This window comes from Paenibacillus sp. YSY-4.3 (genome assembly GCF_054767475.1).
This window is the reverse complement of record NZ_BAABMC010000003.1, coordinates 402,437-419,930: the sequence shown is the minus strand read 5'-3', so window position 1 is coordinate 419,930 and position 17,494 is coordinate 402,437. Positions and strand designations below refer to the sequence as shown.

13 protein-coding genes are annotated in these 17,494 nt (G+C 50.8%); 12 read left to right on the top strand and 1 reads right to left on the bottom strand.

The annotated features are described in order from the left end of the window. Positions 1 to 32: 32 nt before the first annotated feature. Positions 33 to 1,676 carry a response regulator gene (locus ACYUJT_RS12725; RefSeq protein WP_460322509.1) on the top strand — a complete coding sequence of 548 codons (1,644 nt, stop codon included), beginning with the start codon at positions 33 to 35 and terminating at the stop codon, positions 1,674 to 1,676. Positions 1,677 to 1,760: 84 nt separating this feature from the next. Here ACYUJT_RS12725 and ACYUJT_RS12720 read toward each other — a convergent pair whose 3' ends face one another. Continuing rightward, positions 1,761 to 2,477 carry a Crp/Fnr family transcriptional regulator gene (locus ACYUJT_RS12720; RefSeq protein WP_460322506.1) on the bottom strand — a complete coding sequence of 239 codons (717 nt, stop codon included), beginning with the start codon at positions 2,475 to 2,477 and terminating at the stop codon, positions 1,761 to 1,763. Positions 2,478 to 2,670: 193 nt separating this feature from the next. On the opposite strand from ACYUJT_RS12720, the gene ACYUJT_RS12715 reads away from it, so the two are divergent. The 11 genes from ACYUJT_RS12715 (at position 2,671) to ACYUJT_RS12665 (ending at position 17,468) form a co-directional block, all read left to right on the top strand. Continuing rightward, positions 2,671 to 2,856, top strand: coding sequence for a hypothetical protein (locus ACYUJT_RS12715; RefSeq protein WP_460322503.1), 186 nt, complete (start codon positions 2,671 to 2,673; stop codon positions 2,854 to 2,856). Positions 2,857 to 2,902: 46 nt separating this feature from the next. Next, a complete protein-coding gene (adhE, locus tag ACYUJT_RS12710) occupies positions 2,903 to 5,518 on the top strand; it encodes a bifunctional acetaldehyde-CoA/alcohol dehydrogenase (RefSeq protein ID WP_460322500.1) in 2,616 nt (871 codons plus the stop codon). 282 nt (positions 5,519 to 5,800) lie between these two features. After that, positions 5,801 to 8,062, top strand: a complete 2,262-nt coding sequence (gene pflB, locus ACYUJT_RS12705; protein WP_460322498.1) for a formate C-acetyltransferase — start codon at positions 5,801 to 5,803, stop codon at positions 8,060 to 8,062. A 57-nt stretch (positions 8,063 to 8,119) separates the two neighbouring features. Next, the gene (pflA, locus tag ACYUJT_RS12700) at positions 8,120 to 8,863 is read left to right on the top strand and encodes a pyruvate formate-lyase-activating protein (protein WP_460322495.1); all 744 of its coding nucleotides are present in this window, start codon (positions 8,120 to 8,122) and stop codon (positions 8,861 to 8,863) included. 166 nt (positions 8,864 to 9,029) lie between these two features. Then, a complete protein-coding gene (locus tag ACYUJT_RS12695; RefSeq protein ID WP_460322492.1) occupies positions 9,030 to 10,400 on the top strand; it encodes an extracellular solute-binding protein in 1,371 nt (456 codons plus the stop codon). Positions 10,401 to 10,426: 26 nt separating this feature from the next. Further along, positions 10,427 to 12,238: a cache domain-containing sensor histidine kinase gene (locus tag ACYUJT_RS12690; protein ID WP_460322489.1), complete on the top strand. Its 1,812-nt coding sequence runs from the start codon at positions 10,427 to 10,429 to the stop codon at positions 12,236 to 12,238. Positions 12,239 to 12,269: 31 nt separating this feature from the next. Then, positions 12,270 to 13,886, top strand: a complete 1,617-nt coding sequence (gene nagZ, locus ACYUJT_RS12685; protein WP_460322486.1) for a beta-N-acetylhexosaminidase — start codon at positions 12,270 to 12,272, stop codon at positions 13,884 to 13,886. A 186-nt stretch (positions 13,887 to 14,072) separates the two neighbouring features. Next, complete coding sequence (locus tag ACYUJT_RS12680; RefSeq protein ID WP_460322484.1) at positions 14,073 to 16,235, top strand: copper amine oxidase N-terminal domain-containing protein; 2,163 nt, start codon at positions 14,073 to 14,075, stop codon at positions 16,233 to 16,235. A 185-nt stretch (positions 16,236 to 16,420) separates the two neighbouring features. Next, on the top strand, positions 16,421 to 16,876 hold the full coding sequence (locus ACYUJT_RS12675; RefSeq protein ID WP_460322481.1) for a Fur family transcriptional regulator: 456 nt from the start codon (positions 16,421 to 16,423) through the stop codon (positions 16,874 to 16,876). Between the two features lie 2 nt (positions 16,877 to 16,878). Further along, complete coding sequence (yidD, locus tag ACYUJT_RS12670) at positions 16,879 to 17,160, top strand: membrane protein insertion efficiency factor YidD (protein ID WP_460322479.1); 282 nt, start codon at positions 16,879 to 16,881, stop codon at positions 17,158 to 17,160. A gap of 113 nt (positions 17,161 to 17,273) precedes the next feature. Beyond that, entirely contained in the window at positions 17,274 to 17,468 is a 195-nt protein-coding gene (locus ACYUJT_RS12665) for a hypothetical protein (RefSeq protein WP_460322476.1), read from the top strand. The last annotated feature ends 26 nt before the right edge of the window (positions 17,469 to 17,494 follow it).

The window sequence follows — 17,494 nt, the reverse complement described above, 5'->3', positions numbered from 1 at the left end:
TAGAACGGTAATGACGAAATGGGGAATGCTCTGTGGATATCAAGGCGCTGCTCATTGATGACGAGCCTCTTATACTCAATCACTTGAAGAATGCGCTTCCTTGGAACGAACTGCAAATTGAGCTTGTCGGGACGGCCCGCAATGGTGTCAAGGGGCTGGAGCTGGTCGTGGAATTCGAGCCGGACATCATTCTGTGCGATATTCGAATGCCGCTGATGGACGGCCTGGAATTCCTCCGGGAGATCCGCAGGCTCGGCTATAAGACCGAGGTCATCATGCTGACCGGGTATCAGGAATTCGAATATGCCCGGCTTGCGCTGCAGCACGGGGTGAAAGACTATATTCTGAAGCCGATCAATTATACGGAGCTGGAATCGGCGATCGGCAAGCTTGCGAACGAGGTCCGTTCCCGCAGGTCGGAGAGGCGCAGTGCGGAGCGGCAGCTGCAAAGAATGATTGGGCTGGCGCACGAGAAAATGATGTTCGACGTGCTGATGGGATTTGCGGCTGACGTGCCGCGGTATTGGGGTGCGGAGGAGGAGCAGGGCAGCGAGCTTCTTTACGCTCTGTTTCTAGTAGACTTGGACGATTATGCGCAGCGTACTGTGTCTTGGACGGAGCAGGAGCGCAAACTGTGGAACTTCGCGGTTCGCAATGTGCTGCAGGAAGCGATCCCGGGCCAGGAGCCTCATTATATTGCGGTCCAAATGCGGCAAGGGGAATGGTGTGTACTGCTGCAGTTCGAGCGTACGCACTACGCCGCTAGCTCATCGCAGATGCAGGAATGGGCCCGGGAAATCCAGCGCGCGGTCAAAGATCATATCAAGCTGACGGTCAGCCTGGCTTGGGAACAAGGGCCGCTTGAGATAGGGGTACTGTCCCAGACGTATACGAAACTGCAGCGCGGCTTGATGCTGCAGGCAAGCCATGAGCAGTTGCTCCCATTGACGGAAGATGCGCTGGCGCGTGATGCGGCGGTGTCGGAATGGCAGCTCGTTGAGGAAATCACCTCGGGTCTAAAAATGTACGATAAATCGAAGGTCGAGCAGGGGCTTGAGCAGCTGAAAGCGAGTTTGCCGCATATTTCCGAGCATTCGGCACTGGGAATCGAGAAGTTTTTGCAATACAGTATCATTCATCTGCTGCGGGAAATGCGCGAGCTGGATTTCATGAACTCCCGGGAAGAGGGGGAAATATGGCGGCATTTGCAGCACAGCCAGAATGTGAAGGATTTGCTGAACGTGATCTCGGAGCTGGAGAGCCATATCAGAGAGCTTGAGATCAATAAGAAGTCCAGCGAACTGCTGATGATTTCGGCCGGGGAATATATTCAACGCAATTTGAGTACGGATATTGGGGTCGACGATATTGCGAATCACCTGAATATAAGCTCAAGCTACTTTAGCCATTTGTTTAAGAACCATTACGGGGAGACATTCGTTGAGCATTTGCGGAAACAGCGCATGGAGCTTGCCAAGACGATGCTGCGCCTGACTTCCCGCAGCGTAACCGAAATTGGCGTCCTGGTCGGCTATAGCGACCGGCGCTATTTCTCCAAGGTGTTCCAGCGCTATACCGGCGTTACGCCAACGGAATACCGGGAACAGGAAGAACCGCAAGGAGGCGGTGATGAATCGGATATTGCGCGCGTGGAAACAAAACAGCAGCAAACATAAATGGCACAGGGCAGCCTGGCAGCAAAATAAAAAGCAACCTCCTCCGGGTCCGAGATGAGGTTGCTTCCTTACGTCTTAAGATCATTATATCCGGCATATTTCGTTTGGGCATAGCTCACAGTGACAGATGTCCTGCAGCATGACGAGGTCTTTAATAAGGATCATGCCATTTACATATTCCAGCGCGTCCTTCTTGCGCAAGTCGCTGAGCATCCGGTTGACGCTTTCACGGGTAGCGCCGATCATGTTGGAGAGATCCGTATGCGTAATTTTTTTGTTGATCAGAATGTTGTCGCCTTGCTTCTCGCCATAAGTATTGCTTAGTCGAATCAGGGTCGAGCAGAGCGCCCCCGGCTTGCCGTACATCATCAAGTCACGGAACTTGGTCTGCGTCAGGCGGTGATGGATGCCCATCCACTTCATGAAGTCAATGGCAAAGTCGCAATGCTGGCAGATCATGATCTCGAGCTCTTTTTGTTCTATAATGCCGATTTCACTGTCCTCGATGACTTCGGCGGTAAAGCTGTGTTTCGAGCTGAAGAAGGGATCGGCCTGGCCAACCATATCTCCACGTCCGTACATATATAGAATAAGCTCCTTGCCTTCGTCTGTAGATTTGGTCAATTTAATGCGCCCTCGCTTAACGAAGAACAGCTTGTCGGAGAAGTCTCCTTCCCAGAACAGATGCGTTCCTTCCGGATACGTCTTATCTTTCATAGTTACGAGAAGACGGTTGAAGTTTTGTTCTGTAAAGCAGCTCGTATTCCCACGGGGCGGGGTTGCCGTTGCGAATCCAGTCATTTTTAAATCCCCCTCATGCTCCAAATTTTTCTGAAAATTTTAAATTAATTTAAATTAATTATATACCGAAGTTAAGGCTTTGGGGCGGCTTGCAAGGCTTCAAAAGTGTCTAAATTCTAACATTGTGACTATTTTCACTATCTTGGCGTCAAAAAACTCATTGCAGAATAGGGCGGTCTATGAAATTCATTTATTGAATGTGGTTGAAAGTGCAAATGAAAAACAAACCATAAACATGAAAGGTTTTCACTTCTTTAAAGATTGTGAAAATATTCACTATACAAATCAAAAATGCTGTGCTATGATCGAGGTAACAAAAGAGAAGCAAAAGCTTCCGATGGATAAGCCAGAAAGTGAAAAAATTCACATTACGCCCTAGAGAGACTTCACTGGTTGGTCCATATGAATTTAGGAGGATGAGAGAAATGGCCGTAAAGAACAATGTGACGACGAAACAACAGCCTGCTGCAGAGGATTACATCCAATCCTTGATCGACAAGGCCAAGAAGGCAACTGAAGCTTTCATGGGCATGGATCAAGCGCTAATCGACAAGATCGTGCAAGCGATGGCTCTGGCAGGCCTGGACAAACACATGTATTTGGCGAAAATGGCGGTGGAGGAAACTGGACGCGGAGTATATGAAGACAAAATCATCAAAAACATGTTCGCGACGGAGTACATCCACAACAGCATCAAGTACGACAAGACGGTAGGCGTCATTGAGGATAACCCTTACGACAACTTCCAGAAAATCGCCGAGCCAGTCGGCATTATCATGGGGATTACGCCTGTGACGAACCCGACTTCCACGACGATCTTCAAAGCGATGATTGCCATCAAGACCCGCAATCCGATCATCTTTGGTTTCCACCCATCCGCACAGCGCTGCAGCACAGAGGCTGCGAAGATTTTGCTGGAAGCTGCGGTCAAGCATGGCGCACCAGTGGACTGCATCCAATGGATCGAAGATCCTTCCATGGATCGGACGAACGCCTTGATGAATCATCCTGATGTGGCATGCATCTTGGCAACTGGCGGCTCTGCAATGGTTAAAGCGGCATACAGCTGCGGCAAACCGGCGCTCGGCGTTGGCCCTGGTAACGTTCCTTGCTTCATTGAGAAGAGTGCCGATCTGGATCAAGCCGTCAACGACCTCATTTTATCCAAGACATTTGACAACGGTATGATCTGTGCTTCCGAGCAAGCGGTCATCATCGAAGAACCGATCTTCGATCAAGTGAAGAAGAAAATGATTGCGAACGGCTGTTATTTTGTCAACAAAGAGGAAGCTGCTAAGTTGACGGCTGGCGCGATCATTGCGGATAAATGTGCGGTGAACCCTACGATCGTAGGTCAACCGGCAACGAAGATTGCTGAGCTGTGCGGCATCGAGGTACCTGCTGGAACGAAAATCCTGGTAGCCGAAATCGAAGGTGTAGGCCCTAAATTCCCGCTATCCGCTGAAAAATTGAGCCCAGTACTGGCCTGCTATAAAGTAAAAACAGCTGAACAAGGCATCGACCGCGCGCTGGAAATCGTTCAATTCGGAGGCATGGGACACTCGTCAGTCATCCATTCCAATAATGAAGAAATGATTCAAAAGTTCTCGGACCGCATGCCAACCTGCCGGATCCTGGTCAATCAACCGTCTTCGCAGGGTGGTATCGGTGACATCTATAATACGAATCTGCCATCGCTTACGCTGGGGTGTGGATCTTACGGACGCAACTCGACTTCGTCGAATGTAACGGCTGTCAATTTGATCAACGTGAAAAGGGTGAATCGTCGTACCGTGAATATGCAGTGGTTCAAAGTACCAAGCAAAATCTATTTCGAGAAAAACTCGACGCAATATCTTGCCAAAATGCCGGACATCAGCCGCGTACTGATCGTAACCGACCCGATGATGGTCAAACTCGGATATGTGGAAAGAGTAGAGCACTATCTGCGTCAGCGCCAAACTCCGGTTGCGATCGAAGTGTTCTCGGATGTTGAGCCGGATCCATCGACAACGACGGTAGAACGTGGTGCCGAGCTGATGGCTAAATTCCAGCCGGACTGCATTATCGCACTCGGCGGCGGTTCGCCAATGGATGCTGCAAAAGGAATGTGGCTGTTCTACGAATATCCGGATACCGACTTCCACAACCTGAAGCAAAAATTCATGGATATCCGTAAACGGATTTACAAATACCCGCGTCTCGGCCAAAAGGCAAAATTCGTAGCGATTCCTACAACCTCGGGTACAGGCTCGGAAGTAACCTCGTTCGCAGTTATTACGGATAAAATCAACGGCAACACGAAATATCCTTTGGCGGATTATGAGCTGACTCCGGACGTAGCGATCATCGATCCTGAATTTGTATACAGCTTGCCTAAAGTAGCTGTAGCCGACACGGGCATGGACGTTCTGACACATGCGATCGAAGCATATGTATCGGTCATGGCGAATGATTATACGGATGGTCTTGCAATCAAAGCGATTCAACTAGTATTCCAGTACTTGGAGCAATCGGCGTTAACCGGCGACAAGCTGGCCCGCGAAAAAATGCACAACGCTTCGACGCTGGCAGGTATGGCTTTTGCCAATGCGTTCCTGGGCATCAACCATAGCTTAGCGCATAAATGGGGCGGTCAGTACCATACGGCGCATGGTCGTACTAACGCGATACTGATGCCGCACGTTATCCGCTACAACGCGAAAAAGCCTACGAAATTCGCAGCTTGGCCTAAATATACTAGCTTCGTAGCTGATGAGCGTTATGCAGAAATCGCCCGCATTCTGGGATTGCCTGCCCGTACGACGGAAGAAGGCGTCAAGAGCCTCATTAAAGCGATCCGCGAGCTGAACAAGAAGCTTGGCATTCCGGCGAGCTTCCAGGAACTCGGCTTCGATGCGAAGGATTTCGAATCGCGTGTTGATTACTTGGCTGACCGTGCATTTGAGGACCAATGTACGACGGCGAATCCGAAGCTGCCGCTCGTAAGCGAGCTGGCAGAAGTGTATCGCGACGCGTTCTATGGCCGCTTCGAAGAGTAGAAAACCATACCATTTAAAATTTTAGAAATAAAAATATAAGGTGTTCAATAAATAGTGACAAATATCACTCGAAATGTGATATTTGTCACAATCCCTTTGTCCAATCTGGTATATCATAACAGTATAAAGATCCCTCATACATTGATGAGTTTAGTGGATTCGTATAAATGGTAAAAATGGGCTTATCAGTGTCGGAATTGTGAAAATTATCACAAATTTAAGGGATCCAAGCGGGATGTAACCTTCAACCCCGCATACACTATATAAATGGAGGGAATAAAGATGTCGGTGATTGAAAGAGAAGTACAAGAAGTTCAGTCCGCATGGAGAGGTTTTAAAAAAGGAAAATGGATGAAGGAAGTCAATGTACGCGATTTTATCGACAATAACATTGCTCCTTATCACGGTAACGAAGCATTCCTGGCAGGACCTACGGACAACACAGTTGCCCTGTGGGACATCGTTTCCGACCTAACCAAGAAAGAACGGGAAGCAGGAGGGGTCCTTGATGTTGACGTGAATACCCCATCCACGATTGTATCTCATGCTCCAGGCTACTTGGATAAGGGCAAGGAACAAATCGTTGGCGTGCAAGGCAGCGCTCCTTTCCAACGCACGATCCATCCATTTGGCGGCATTAACATGGTGTTCAATTCCTGCAAAGCTTATGGATTTGATTTGCCAGAAAGCATTGTAGATATGTTTACGACAATTCGCAAGACGCATAACCAAGGCGTTTTTGATGCATATACTTCAGAGATGAGAGCGGCTCGCAAGGCCGGTATCATTACAGGTCTGCCAGATGCTTACGGGCGCGGCCGGATCATCGGCGACTATCGCCGGGTTGCCCTTTATGGCGTAGACTTCTTGATCAAACAAAAACACAGTGAATTAAACAGTCTTGAAGTCGATGTGATCGACGAGGATGTGATCCGGCTGCGCGAAGAGCTGTCCGAGCAAGTCCGCGCACTCGGCGAATTGAAACAGCTTGGCGAAATGCACGGCTTCGATATTTCCAGACCTGCAACGACAGCAAAAGAAGCATTCCAATGGCTCTATTTCGCTTATCTGGCCGCTGTTAAGGAGCAGGACGGCGCGGCAATGTCCCTTGGACGCGTATCTTCCTTCCTCGATGCCTACATCGAACGTGATATAGCGGAAGGAGCGATTACCGAAGTAGAAGCGCAAGAACTAGTTGACCATTTCGTGATGAAGCTGCGCATTGTAAAATTCCTGCGTACGCCAGAATACAACGATCTGTTCAGCGGAGATCCTACTTGGGTAACTGAATCAATCGGCGGGATGACTGTACAAGGCACTACTCGCGTCACCAAGAACAGCTTCCGATTCCTGCACACCCTTTATAATCTGGGGCCTGCGCCTGAGCCGAACTTGACCGTGCTCTGGTCTGAGCAATTGCCGGAAGCGTTCAAGAAATATTGCGCCAAAGTATCTATCGAGACAAGTTCGATCCAATATGAGAACGATGATTTGATGCGTCCGATCTATGGCGACGACTACGGTATCGCTTGCTGCGTATCCGCGATGGAAATCGGGAAACAAATGCAATTCTTCGGCGCTCGTGCGAACTTGGCCAAAGCGCTGCTGTACGCGATCAACGGCGGTAAGGACGAGAAATCCGGAGCACAGGTTGCTCCTGAATATCCGGTAATCACCTCTGAGTATCTCGATTACGATGAAGTGATGAAACGCTTCAAACCGATGATGGAATGGCTTGCTAAATTGTATGTAAATACATTGAATGTCATTCACTATATGCACGATAAATACTGCTACGAGCGGATTGAAATGGCCCTGCATGACCGTGACATTCTCCGTACGATGGCTTGCGGTATCGCCGGTCTATCCGTAGCTGCTGACTCGCTTAGCGCCATTAAATATGCGAAAGTTAAACCGATCCGCAACGAGAATGGCATTGCCGTAGATTTTGAAATCGAAGGCGACTTCCCTTGCTACGGCAACAACGACGACAAGGTCGACCAAATTGCTGTTGAACTCGTTGAAAGCTTCATGGGCATGATTCGCAAGCACAAAACGTACCGCAACGCAATGCCTACGCAATCCGTATTGACCATTACTTCCAACGTGGTATATGGTCAGAAGACAGGTACAACGCCAGATGGACGTAAAGCAGGCGAGCCGTTTGCGCCAGGGGCTAACCCAATGCACGGACGTGACAAGAAGGGCGCGCTCGCATCCCTGAGCTCTGTTGCTAAACTGCCTTACGAGCACAGCCTGGACGGTATCTCGAACACATTCTCGATCGTACCGAAAGCACTCGGTAAGGAAGAAGAAATTCGCAAGAATAATCTGGTCGCCATGATGGACGGATATTTCGGCAGCAACGCGCATCACCTGAACGTCAACGTCTTTGACCGCGAGCAATTGATGGATGCGATGGAGCATCCAGAGAATTATCCGCAGCTGACGATTCGCGTATCTGGTTATGCCGTTAACTTCATCAAGCTGACTCGTGAGCAGCAGCTCGATGTCATTAACCGCACATTCCATGGTTCGATGTAATTAATATAGGGTATGAAGTGCAATACATGCAGCCAATTACAGAAAGGGTGACGAAACATGCTTAAAGGTCGCATACATTCATTGGAGACATTCGGAACGGTCGATGGCCCGGGCATTCGCTTCGTCCTCTTCATGCAGGGCTGCTTGCTGAAATGTCAATACTGCCACAATCCCGATACATGGAGCCTGACGGACGGGAAGGAAATGTCCTTGGAAGAGGTGCTTGCTGAAATCGAGCCGTACCTTAACTACTATCGTTCGTCAGGCGGCGGGTTGACGGTCTCCGGTGGAGAGGCAACGCTGCAGGCGCCGTTCGTAACGGAATTGTTCCGTGAAGTGAAGAAGCGCTGGAATCTGCATACGACGCTCGACACGAACGGTTATAATGAAGGACCGAAAATCATCGAGCTATTAGATGTCACCGACCTGGTCATGCTCGACTTGAAGCATATCGACAACGAGAAGCATATCAAGCTGACTGGGAAGCCGAATGAACGCATGCTGAACATGGCGAAATGGCTGTCTGCTGAAGGTCGCAGCATGTGGATCAGATACGTGCTTGTTCCAGGCCTTACCGATGATGAGCAGGATTTGCTGAATCTCGGACGATTTATCGGTGAACTGAGCGCCGTAGAGAAGTTCGAAATACTTCCCTATCATCAGATGGGCATATACAAATGGCAGGAGCTAGGCTGGAGTTATCCATTGGAAGGCGTGCCTTCGCCGACGGAGGCAGAGGTTCAGCGGGCATATGATCTGATTGAAGAAGGCAAAAAGCAGACACTATCCGCAATTTCATAACATCATATTGATAGAGACGGGTCGTTTCGATTGGCAGGTGGCTAATCGGAACGGCTCTTTTTTCGTTTAATCCTCCCCCTGTTCCATAGATTTATTCCCTTACGAAAGAGAGCTGTCCGGACTATAATAGAGATAGCTTCATATAAACTAGGGGGCTTTGCGTTCAATGAGAAATCGTTTCATGTTTAGCCTGCTTCTGCTCTTCATCGCTGCGGCTATGTTGGCGTCCGGATGCGGCAAAGGCGCTGGCGGCGGCCCTGCAGGGGAGGATGGTTCTTCCATCCCTGGGCAGGAAGAAATTAATGACGAGCCTTTTGAAGTGACGATTCGGCATACGCAGGTCGGGGAATCGAAGAAATTCCGGCTAGCGATTCTTAAAGATGTCGTTCAGCAGACCGAAGCGGATATTCCCGGTTTGAAAATTCGGCTGGACGCGGTTGATTCCGAGGTGAACCGCAAGGAGAAGCTGCGCGGCGAGATGGCTGCGGGCAAGCCGCCGGATATCTTCGACGTATTTGGCAGCCCGGATTCCGGGATCTATGCGCGGGAAGGGCTGATGCTCGACTTGACCCCGATTTTGGATGAGCTGGGGCTCAAAGATAAAATCAGGGGCCTTGAGCCGTATACGCATGATGGGAAAATCTACGGCTTGCCGGCCGGAGCGTCGATCGAGGGCTTTTTTTATAATAAAGCATATTTCGAAGAGAAGGGGCTGCACGTACCACGGACCCTTGGTGAACTAGAGCAGCTGGCGGAATTTATTAAGGCGGACGGAAAAATTCCTTTTGCCCAGGCATCCAAGGAAGCTTGGGTGCCGTTAATGACGACGAACAATTTATGGTCGTATTTCGCCGGTCCCGAAATTACGTACGGCTTCAGGTCAGGCATCGCTAAGTGGACCGATCCGGACGTCGTAAGGGCCTTCAAGAAGCATCAGGAATGGGTCGATAAAGGGTATTACAGGCCTGGCGAGCTGGCCGCCGAATATACCGAAATGAGGAATCAAATCATTAGCGGTGAAGCGATTATGATGATGGACGGATCTTGGGCGAACTCCGTCTTTAGAGACCCCGATCAGGCTGGCGATTTAATTGGCAAAATCGGTTATTTCAACATGCCGCCCGAATCTGCCGGCGAACCTTATATCGTCATGAACGATTTCAACAACGGGTACGGATTTTCGAGCTCGATGGCGGACGATCCACGGAAACTGCAGACGGTGAAGCAGTTCATAATAAATTTCTGGACGGAAGAAATGCAGCTGCGAGGGCTGAAGGAGGACGGGGTGCTTCCCGCTCTGGTCATCGATGTCGGACGCCTCGCGGATAAGGTGAGCGATCCCTTGCTGCAGGACATTTTTAACGCCGTAGAACAAATTGATATTTCATATCCTGCTTATGACGCGCTTGTCCAGACGCCGGTAAATGAAGCCCTGGGGCTCGGATTCCAGCAAGTGCTCAGCGGAGCGGCGGAGCCGAGAGCGATGCTCGAAGCACTGCAGCGGACGCAGGATGCAGCAAACACGGAGCTTCCGTAAGGACTAAATCCATTAGGAGACAACCAATGAACTTGAGGATCAAATTGCTGACGGCTTTTCTAGGCCTTGTCATCGTCCCCCTATTCATTCTAGGCATCGTTACGTTCTTCGTCACCTTCCAATCGATCGAGACGAAGCACAGCCAGCAGGCCGAGTACTCGCTCAAGGCCATCAGCTACAGCATCAAAAAAGTGTTTCAAGAGATGGACAATGTAACGGATAACGGGATCTCCAACGAAATATTCAAAATGGCGCTCATGGCCGATGATCCCGAATCCCAGAACCTGGTCAGCCAAATCCAATTGAACGAGAACCAGAAAAATTTCCGCTCCCTGCTGTATAACCACCCCGCCATCGATTACGCCTTCCTCTATAGCGAGCGCGGAAATGGCGAAACCACGAACGTGGTGACTTTGTTTAATAAGGAAAGTTTTCAGACTCTTCCGTACGAGAAGTTTAAGCTGCATCCCTTGTATGATGAAGTGAAGGCGCTCAAGGGTCAATCCAAGTGGATTGCACCTTATGAGTATCCCGAGCTTACGGGTTCTGAAAACGTATTCACACAAATCCGGCTGATCAAGGACAAGAATACGATGAAGCCGCTTGGCATTTTGGCGGTGCAGATCAAGAACTGGGAGTTTGAGCGGATTTTCCAGAACTTGAAGCTCGGCAGCGAAATGAAGGATACCCGCTTCATGCTCGTCAATGACGATGGCCTGATCTTATACGATCACCAGTCTGAGTTCGACGGACAGCGTATCCAAGAGCATATCAACAAGGCGTTCCTCCCGAATGATACCTATCAGAGCTTCAAAGGAAAGTTCAATGGGCAGGAGAGCATCGTTTCCATATACAATTTGCAAGGTTATCCTTGGAGCCTGGTGTCTGTAACCTCTTGGAGCTATTTGTCGCAGGAAATTACGACCTTCGCCAAATGGTTTATCGCCATTCTGCTCATTTGCTTGATCACGGCCACACTGTTCAACGTGCTGTTCATGAACCGGATCACTGGCAATATCGGCAAGATCGTCCGGTTTATGCGCAAGGTCGAGGCGGGAGATCTGCAGGCCAGAGTGGAAGAAAAGGGTGATGACGAGCTCTTTTTGCTGCAAAAGGGCTTTAACAATCAAATGAATAAAATCAACGAGCTGTTCGAGCAGGTCAAGACGGAGCAGGAGCAGAAGGCCAACGCGGAGCTGCGGGTATTGCAGGCGCAAATCAAGCCGCATTTTCTCTTTAATACGCTGGAGTCGATCAACGTTCTGGCGATTCAGAATGAAGGGCGGAAGGTGAGCGAAATGGTGCTGCGTCTCGCCAGCATTTTGCGGATCAGCATCCAGGAGAAGGAGGAGATCAAGCTCAGTCTCGAAATCGAGCATTTGTACAGCTATCTGGAGATCCAGAAGATAAGGTTCGACGATTTGTTCGAGTACGCCATCGATATCCCGGAAGCAATGATGCCGTGCCGTCTGCTCAAATTAACGCTTCAGCCGCTCGTCGAGAACAGCATCCAGCATGGGTTCGACGGCATTGAGTATCCGGGTCATATCGCGATTACCGGATTCCTGGAGGAGGACCGGATGATACTGCGGATCCAGGACAACGGGATCGGCATGACCTCAGAGCAGCTATCCTCCATCCAGTATGCGGAGCTGGGGCAGGTCCAGTACGATGCGCTGAAGCCATATCCGAGTCCGGAGAGGCAGGGCCTGGGACTGCGAAGCGTTCATGAACGGTTGCGATTGAAGTATGGCCGCAGATACGGATTGTTCATCTGTTCGGCTCCCGGGCAAGGTACGATGATTCAATGCGTCATTCCAAGATACGGTTTTACTTGATAGTTGAATATATGAAAGCAGGTGTTGAAGGTTGGAACTGTCAAATTTAACGTTGGAGCAAAAAATCGGGCAAATGTTTATTTGCGGTTTTCCCGGAACCGCGGCAGATGAAGGAATCAAAGCGTTAATCGCGGAGCATCATCTGGGCGGTGTCATTTATTTTCGCCGGAACATCGATAGCGTGGAACAGCTGTCCATGCTGTCCCGAGGCTTGCAGCAGTTGCCTCGCAGTACGCCGGATATCCCCCTGTTCATCTCCATGGATCAGGAAGGCGGGATGGTAGCGAGGCTGGACCATGATGGTGTAAGCCGAATTCAGGGCAATATGGCACTGGGAGCCGCCAACGATCTATCGCTGACCGAAGAGGCCGCTATGCTGGCGGCTAAGGAATTGACCGCCCTTGGCATCAACCTAAACTTTGCGCCATGCGTGGATGTCAACAACAATCCGGCTAATCCGGTGATTGGCGTTCGCTCGTTCGGCGAGGATCCGCTGCGGGTAGCCGAACATGGCGTGGCAGCGATCCGGGGATATCAGAACCAGGGAGTCAGCGCCACGGCCAAGCATTTTCCGGGACATGGCGATACAACTGTCGATTCGCACCACAGTCTGGCGAGTGTGCCGCATAGCCGAGAGCGGCTGTACCGCGTGGAGCTGCCCCCGTTTCGCAAAGCGATTGAGGCGGGAGTCGACATGATCATGACGGCGCATGTCATATTTCCGGCATTCGAGCCGGAGGCGATTCCAGCGACACTGTCGCGGCGCGTACTAACCGACTTGCTGCGCACCGAGCTTGGCTTTGAAGGCGTCATTATCACGGACTGTCTGGAGATGCATGCCATATCCAAAAGCTGCGGCATCGCCGAAGGCGCCATCCGTGCCATCGAGGCAGGGGCGGACATCGTTCTGGTCAGCCACACGCTGGAGGAGCAGGTGGGAGCCATTCAAGCCGTGCGCGCTGCCGTGCAAAGCGGGCGGTTGACCGAGGAGCGGATAGATGAATCCGTTAGCCGTATTCTGTCATTGAAACAGAAGCGTATCAGCACTGTACAGCCGGATTCCTGCGGCAACCCGCTGACACCCAAGGAGAAGAGCGAGCCGCTGCTGCGGCGGATTGCAGAGCACAGCGTGACGCTCGTAAGCGATGCAAGCAGCAATTTGCCTTTAGACGGAGCGGAGCCTGTGCTCGTCGTCTGGCCGGAGCTGCGCCGCCGGACCGAGGTGGATGAGCCAGCCGTGCATCGTTATACGCTGGCCGATGCGATCGCTCCTTACGCGGAACAAGTGACGCTGGTTACCGTAGGGACGTTTCCCGACAGCGGCGAGATTCACGATGCGATAGAACAGAGCAGGAATTTTAAGCAAATTATCGTAGTTACTTATACTGCGGAAGAAGAGATATCTGAAGGCCAAGTTTCCTTAATTCAGGGATTGAATGAAATTCATGGTTCTAGTATTATAGTTGTATCCACGCGGAATCCATATGATATCAATTCTTTTCCTGAAATCGGAACCTATTTGTGCCTTTACGAGAACCGGCAGTATTCGCTTGACGCGCTTGCCAAAGTGCTGTTCGGGCAGTTTCGCCCGCAGGGCAAGCTTCCGGTAGGCCTCAATCCTCAATTTCCGATTGGACACGGCCTGTGACCCTGGTGAGCGACATCATTTTAATATGGCACTAATTACCTATTGAACCGGTATAAGTCCGTATTACATGACGGATTTTACCGGTTTTTGCGCGTCCGTGTAATAAGCAGCAACTTTTCATTTGAAATCGCGTTAAATAATAAGTATATAAGTGACCGTATCAATGGGAGCAGAAGGAGTCTAGCAATGAATTTGAAAAAAATGGTCCTCACCACTGTATCGATTGCTTCATTAGTGACCATGGTTCTACCTGTTAGTGCGGCAGAGACCGTACCTGGAAGTATCCTAAGCACGGAAGATATCGCGGCAGAACAAAACAGCATCGCAACCGAATTGCAAGATGCTCGGACGAGCATAACAGATAAGGAAGAATTCACTATAAACGGTACGGCACAACCGCCGGAAACCAGGACCGCGGCCGACAGCCAGCCTGGGCTTGTTGCGGCGGGGACGGGGAATGCGGCAGCAGATTCCGATGCCAGCCAACTGGTTCTGATGATGAACAGCAACAAGATGTATCAGAACGGCAAGCAATACTTAGCTCCGCATCCGATGACTGTGAAGGACGGGGTTTCCTACATCTCTATCCGAGCCATCGTGGAGCGGACAGGATTGAAATTATCTTTCGACAATAAAACCAAAGAGACGGTCATCCGGCGGGGCGGAGACGAGCTGCGCTTTAAGCTGAACAGCAAGACCTACAAAGTAAACGGAGCCGTCAAGCAAATGAAAGGGCCCTCATATTCCTCTAACGACGTGTTTATGGTCCCGTTAACCTCCATTACGCAAGCTCTTAGCATTCCCTACACGGTCAATCAGCAGGAGAAGAAGGTCATTCTCAACCTGTCGACGAAGCCGGTCGCCTCTTTCAGCATCGGCAATCCGGAAGTTTTCGCAGGCGAGACTTTAGTGCAATATATCCCTAGCGCATATTCTCCAAAAGGGCTGCCCATCGTGGAGGAGCAGTGGGAGGGGCGCGAGGACATTTTCATGTATCCGGGCAGATTCGTTGTCAGTTACCGTGTCAAGGATTCCAGCGGCCAGTGGAGCGATACCTTCTGGTTAACCGTGACGGTGAACAAGCCGCATACGCCTCCGGTCGCCGATTTTACTACCAATAAGGATACGTATAAGATCGGGGAATTCGTTTCATACACGGATTATAGTACGGACGAGAACAATGCGATCGTGTCGCGGGAATGGCTCAACAATGAAATGGCCTTCTTCGTGCCGGGGCCGAAGACAATCCGCTTGACCGTAAAGAATAAGTACGGTCTGTCCTCGACGGTCGAGAAGACGATCACGATCACGGACGAGATATTGTATACGAGGGACGAATTCTATAAGATTTATACGCCGGTCGGCAGCAAATACTCGTTTGACGGTACAAAGGTTCCCAGTTGGAATAAGGTTCCTTATCAATACGATACGGAGCCCGTAACGCTGATCCGCAGCAACAGCCCGGAGACTGTCTATTCCGAAGGCATCCTCTATCGGGAATCGGCGATTGGAAATACGAGATTCATGCTGCATCATGTAAATTCAACGAGGAAGAACGTCAAAATGTACGTCGTTGCCACAAATCGTGGCTCGGAAACCGCGCGCCTGACCCAGACGAGTCTGGGAATGGGGGGACCTACGAAATACGCGACGGCTTCCGGAAAAATGTCGGTTCAGCGCTATTTCGAATCGATGCAGTACGGCAATAAGTATAAGGATGTCTGGCTGTCCCCCGGACAAAGCAAAGTTATTTTCACAGAACTCAGCTCCAGCGTGATAAGACAGGGGGATGTTGTATCCCTGTTTGCGGACTTATACAGCGATCAAACGATTCAATATCACATCATCATGCTATCGACTACTAGAGATCCGATTAACGCCCTGCAGAATTTGTCGGTACTTCCTATGGATAACCACAATCGGGGAACTTACTACGATGCGACAAGAAACATCCAGTATGGCGAACTTCTTGGCCTTACGCCTGCCCGCCTGATGATCGGCGACAACTCTCAGGACCCTTATCTTGTCGGCAGAGACGGCGCGACGGGGACGTACCAAATGAACGCAGGCAACTTCGGGGTACTGTATCGGATCAAGCTGCACCGGGTTGCCCCGCGTACGCTGATTACGTTCAACCCACGGGGCGGACAGTACGACGGAGTGATCATGGTGAACGGCCGGAACGTCCAGCTTCCCGATACGAGCGGCTTGAAGGCTCCGCATGAGGCAGCCGTGCTGTACCGGACAGGCGACCACGAGGAGACGGTGGAAATGCTGTTCACTGCCGCGCCGGGCAGCAGCTTGTCCGTCAATCTGCTGTTCCAGCCATTACCTGAAATCAAACGTTAATCATTCTGTATTCTGACCGTTCAGGGCAGGCCGAGACCAAACAAGGTCGGGCCTGCCTTTTTTGTTGCTCTGTTGAGAGATAGGGAGTGAAAGCGCTGGGAGCACCTTCATTGACGCTGCAGTTTTTTTCGGGCATTATTATGAGAGACGCATGCATAACGCAAGTTCAGACGGGAGGTATGCACATGCTGTCGAGTGAACAAATCATCGCGATCATGTCCGCCCGAGGGCTGCGGATTACGGATCAGCGCAGAACGCTGGCCAAGCTGTTCGCAGAGCGTGACGGATATTTAACGCCGAAAGACGTTTATGAATATATGGAGAAAATATACAGCGGCCTCAGCTTCGATACTGTGTACCGCAATTTGCGGGTGATGGAGGAGCTGGGCGTGCTGGAGCAGATTATGTTCGAGGACGGACTGAAGTTCCGGGCCAGCTGCAGCGAGGGACATCATCATCACCACATGATTTGCCTGCAATGCGAGCGGACGTATCCGATCCATTTCTGCCCCATGCCTTTGACGGACGCGCCTGAGCAATTTCAGGTCGTGAAGCATAAATTCGAGGTCTTCGGCTATTGCAAAGACTGCCGGCCTGAGCTGGACGGCAAGCGGCTGCCGCAGCACAGCGGGACTTCCTGAAGATGGGCATCGTACGCAAAACAGTCAAAGGCCCGATCATTTTCTACCGGAAGTATATCTCTCCGTTGAAACCGCCGACCTGCAGGTTTTACCCGACTTGCTCCGCATACGCCTTGGAAGCGATTGAAGTACACGGCGCGGTAAAAGGGTCTTGGCTCGCAGCCAAGCGGATTGCCCGCTGTCATCCGTTTCACCCTGGCGGGATAGACCCCGTTCCTCCAAGGAACTCCAGTACTTCGGAGCGTAAAGGCAAGCTTGGTGGCCGAAGCTCGTCTGACGCCTAAGTTAGGGGCGCGAAACCGGATGCTAGTCCCGTTATTCGCTGTGTTCGAGTGCTTGACAGAGGCATGGTCTTTTTCTAAGATAGAAGGTAAACACATGAACTGCTTGATCATGCATGATATCATTCCAACGAACGGATAAGTACGAAGAGGGATTCAGTGACAGAGAGCCGGGGGAGCTGCAAACCGGTCTGAATCAGCTTTGGAAGATGGTCCGGGAGGAACTGCTTTCGAGCCGTCTAGGCGGGGGGATAACCTCGGTCATCGGTAAGGGAGCGGCGCGGAATCCGGCGTTAACGGAGGGTCGTTAAGACCGACAGAGCCTGCCGTCTGCGAA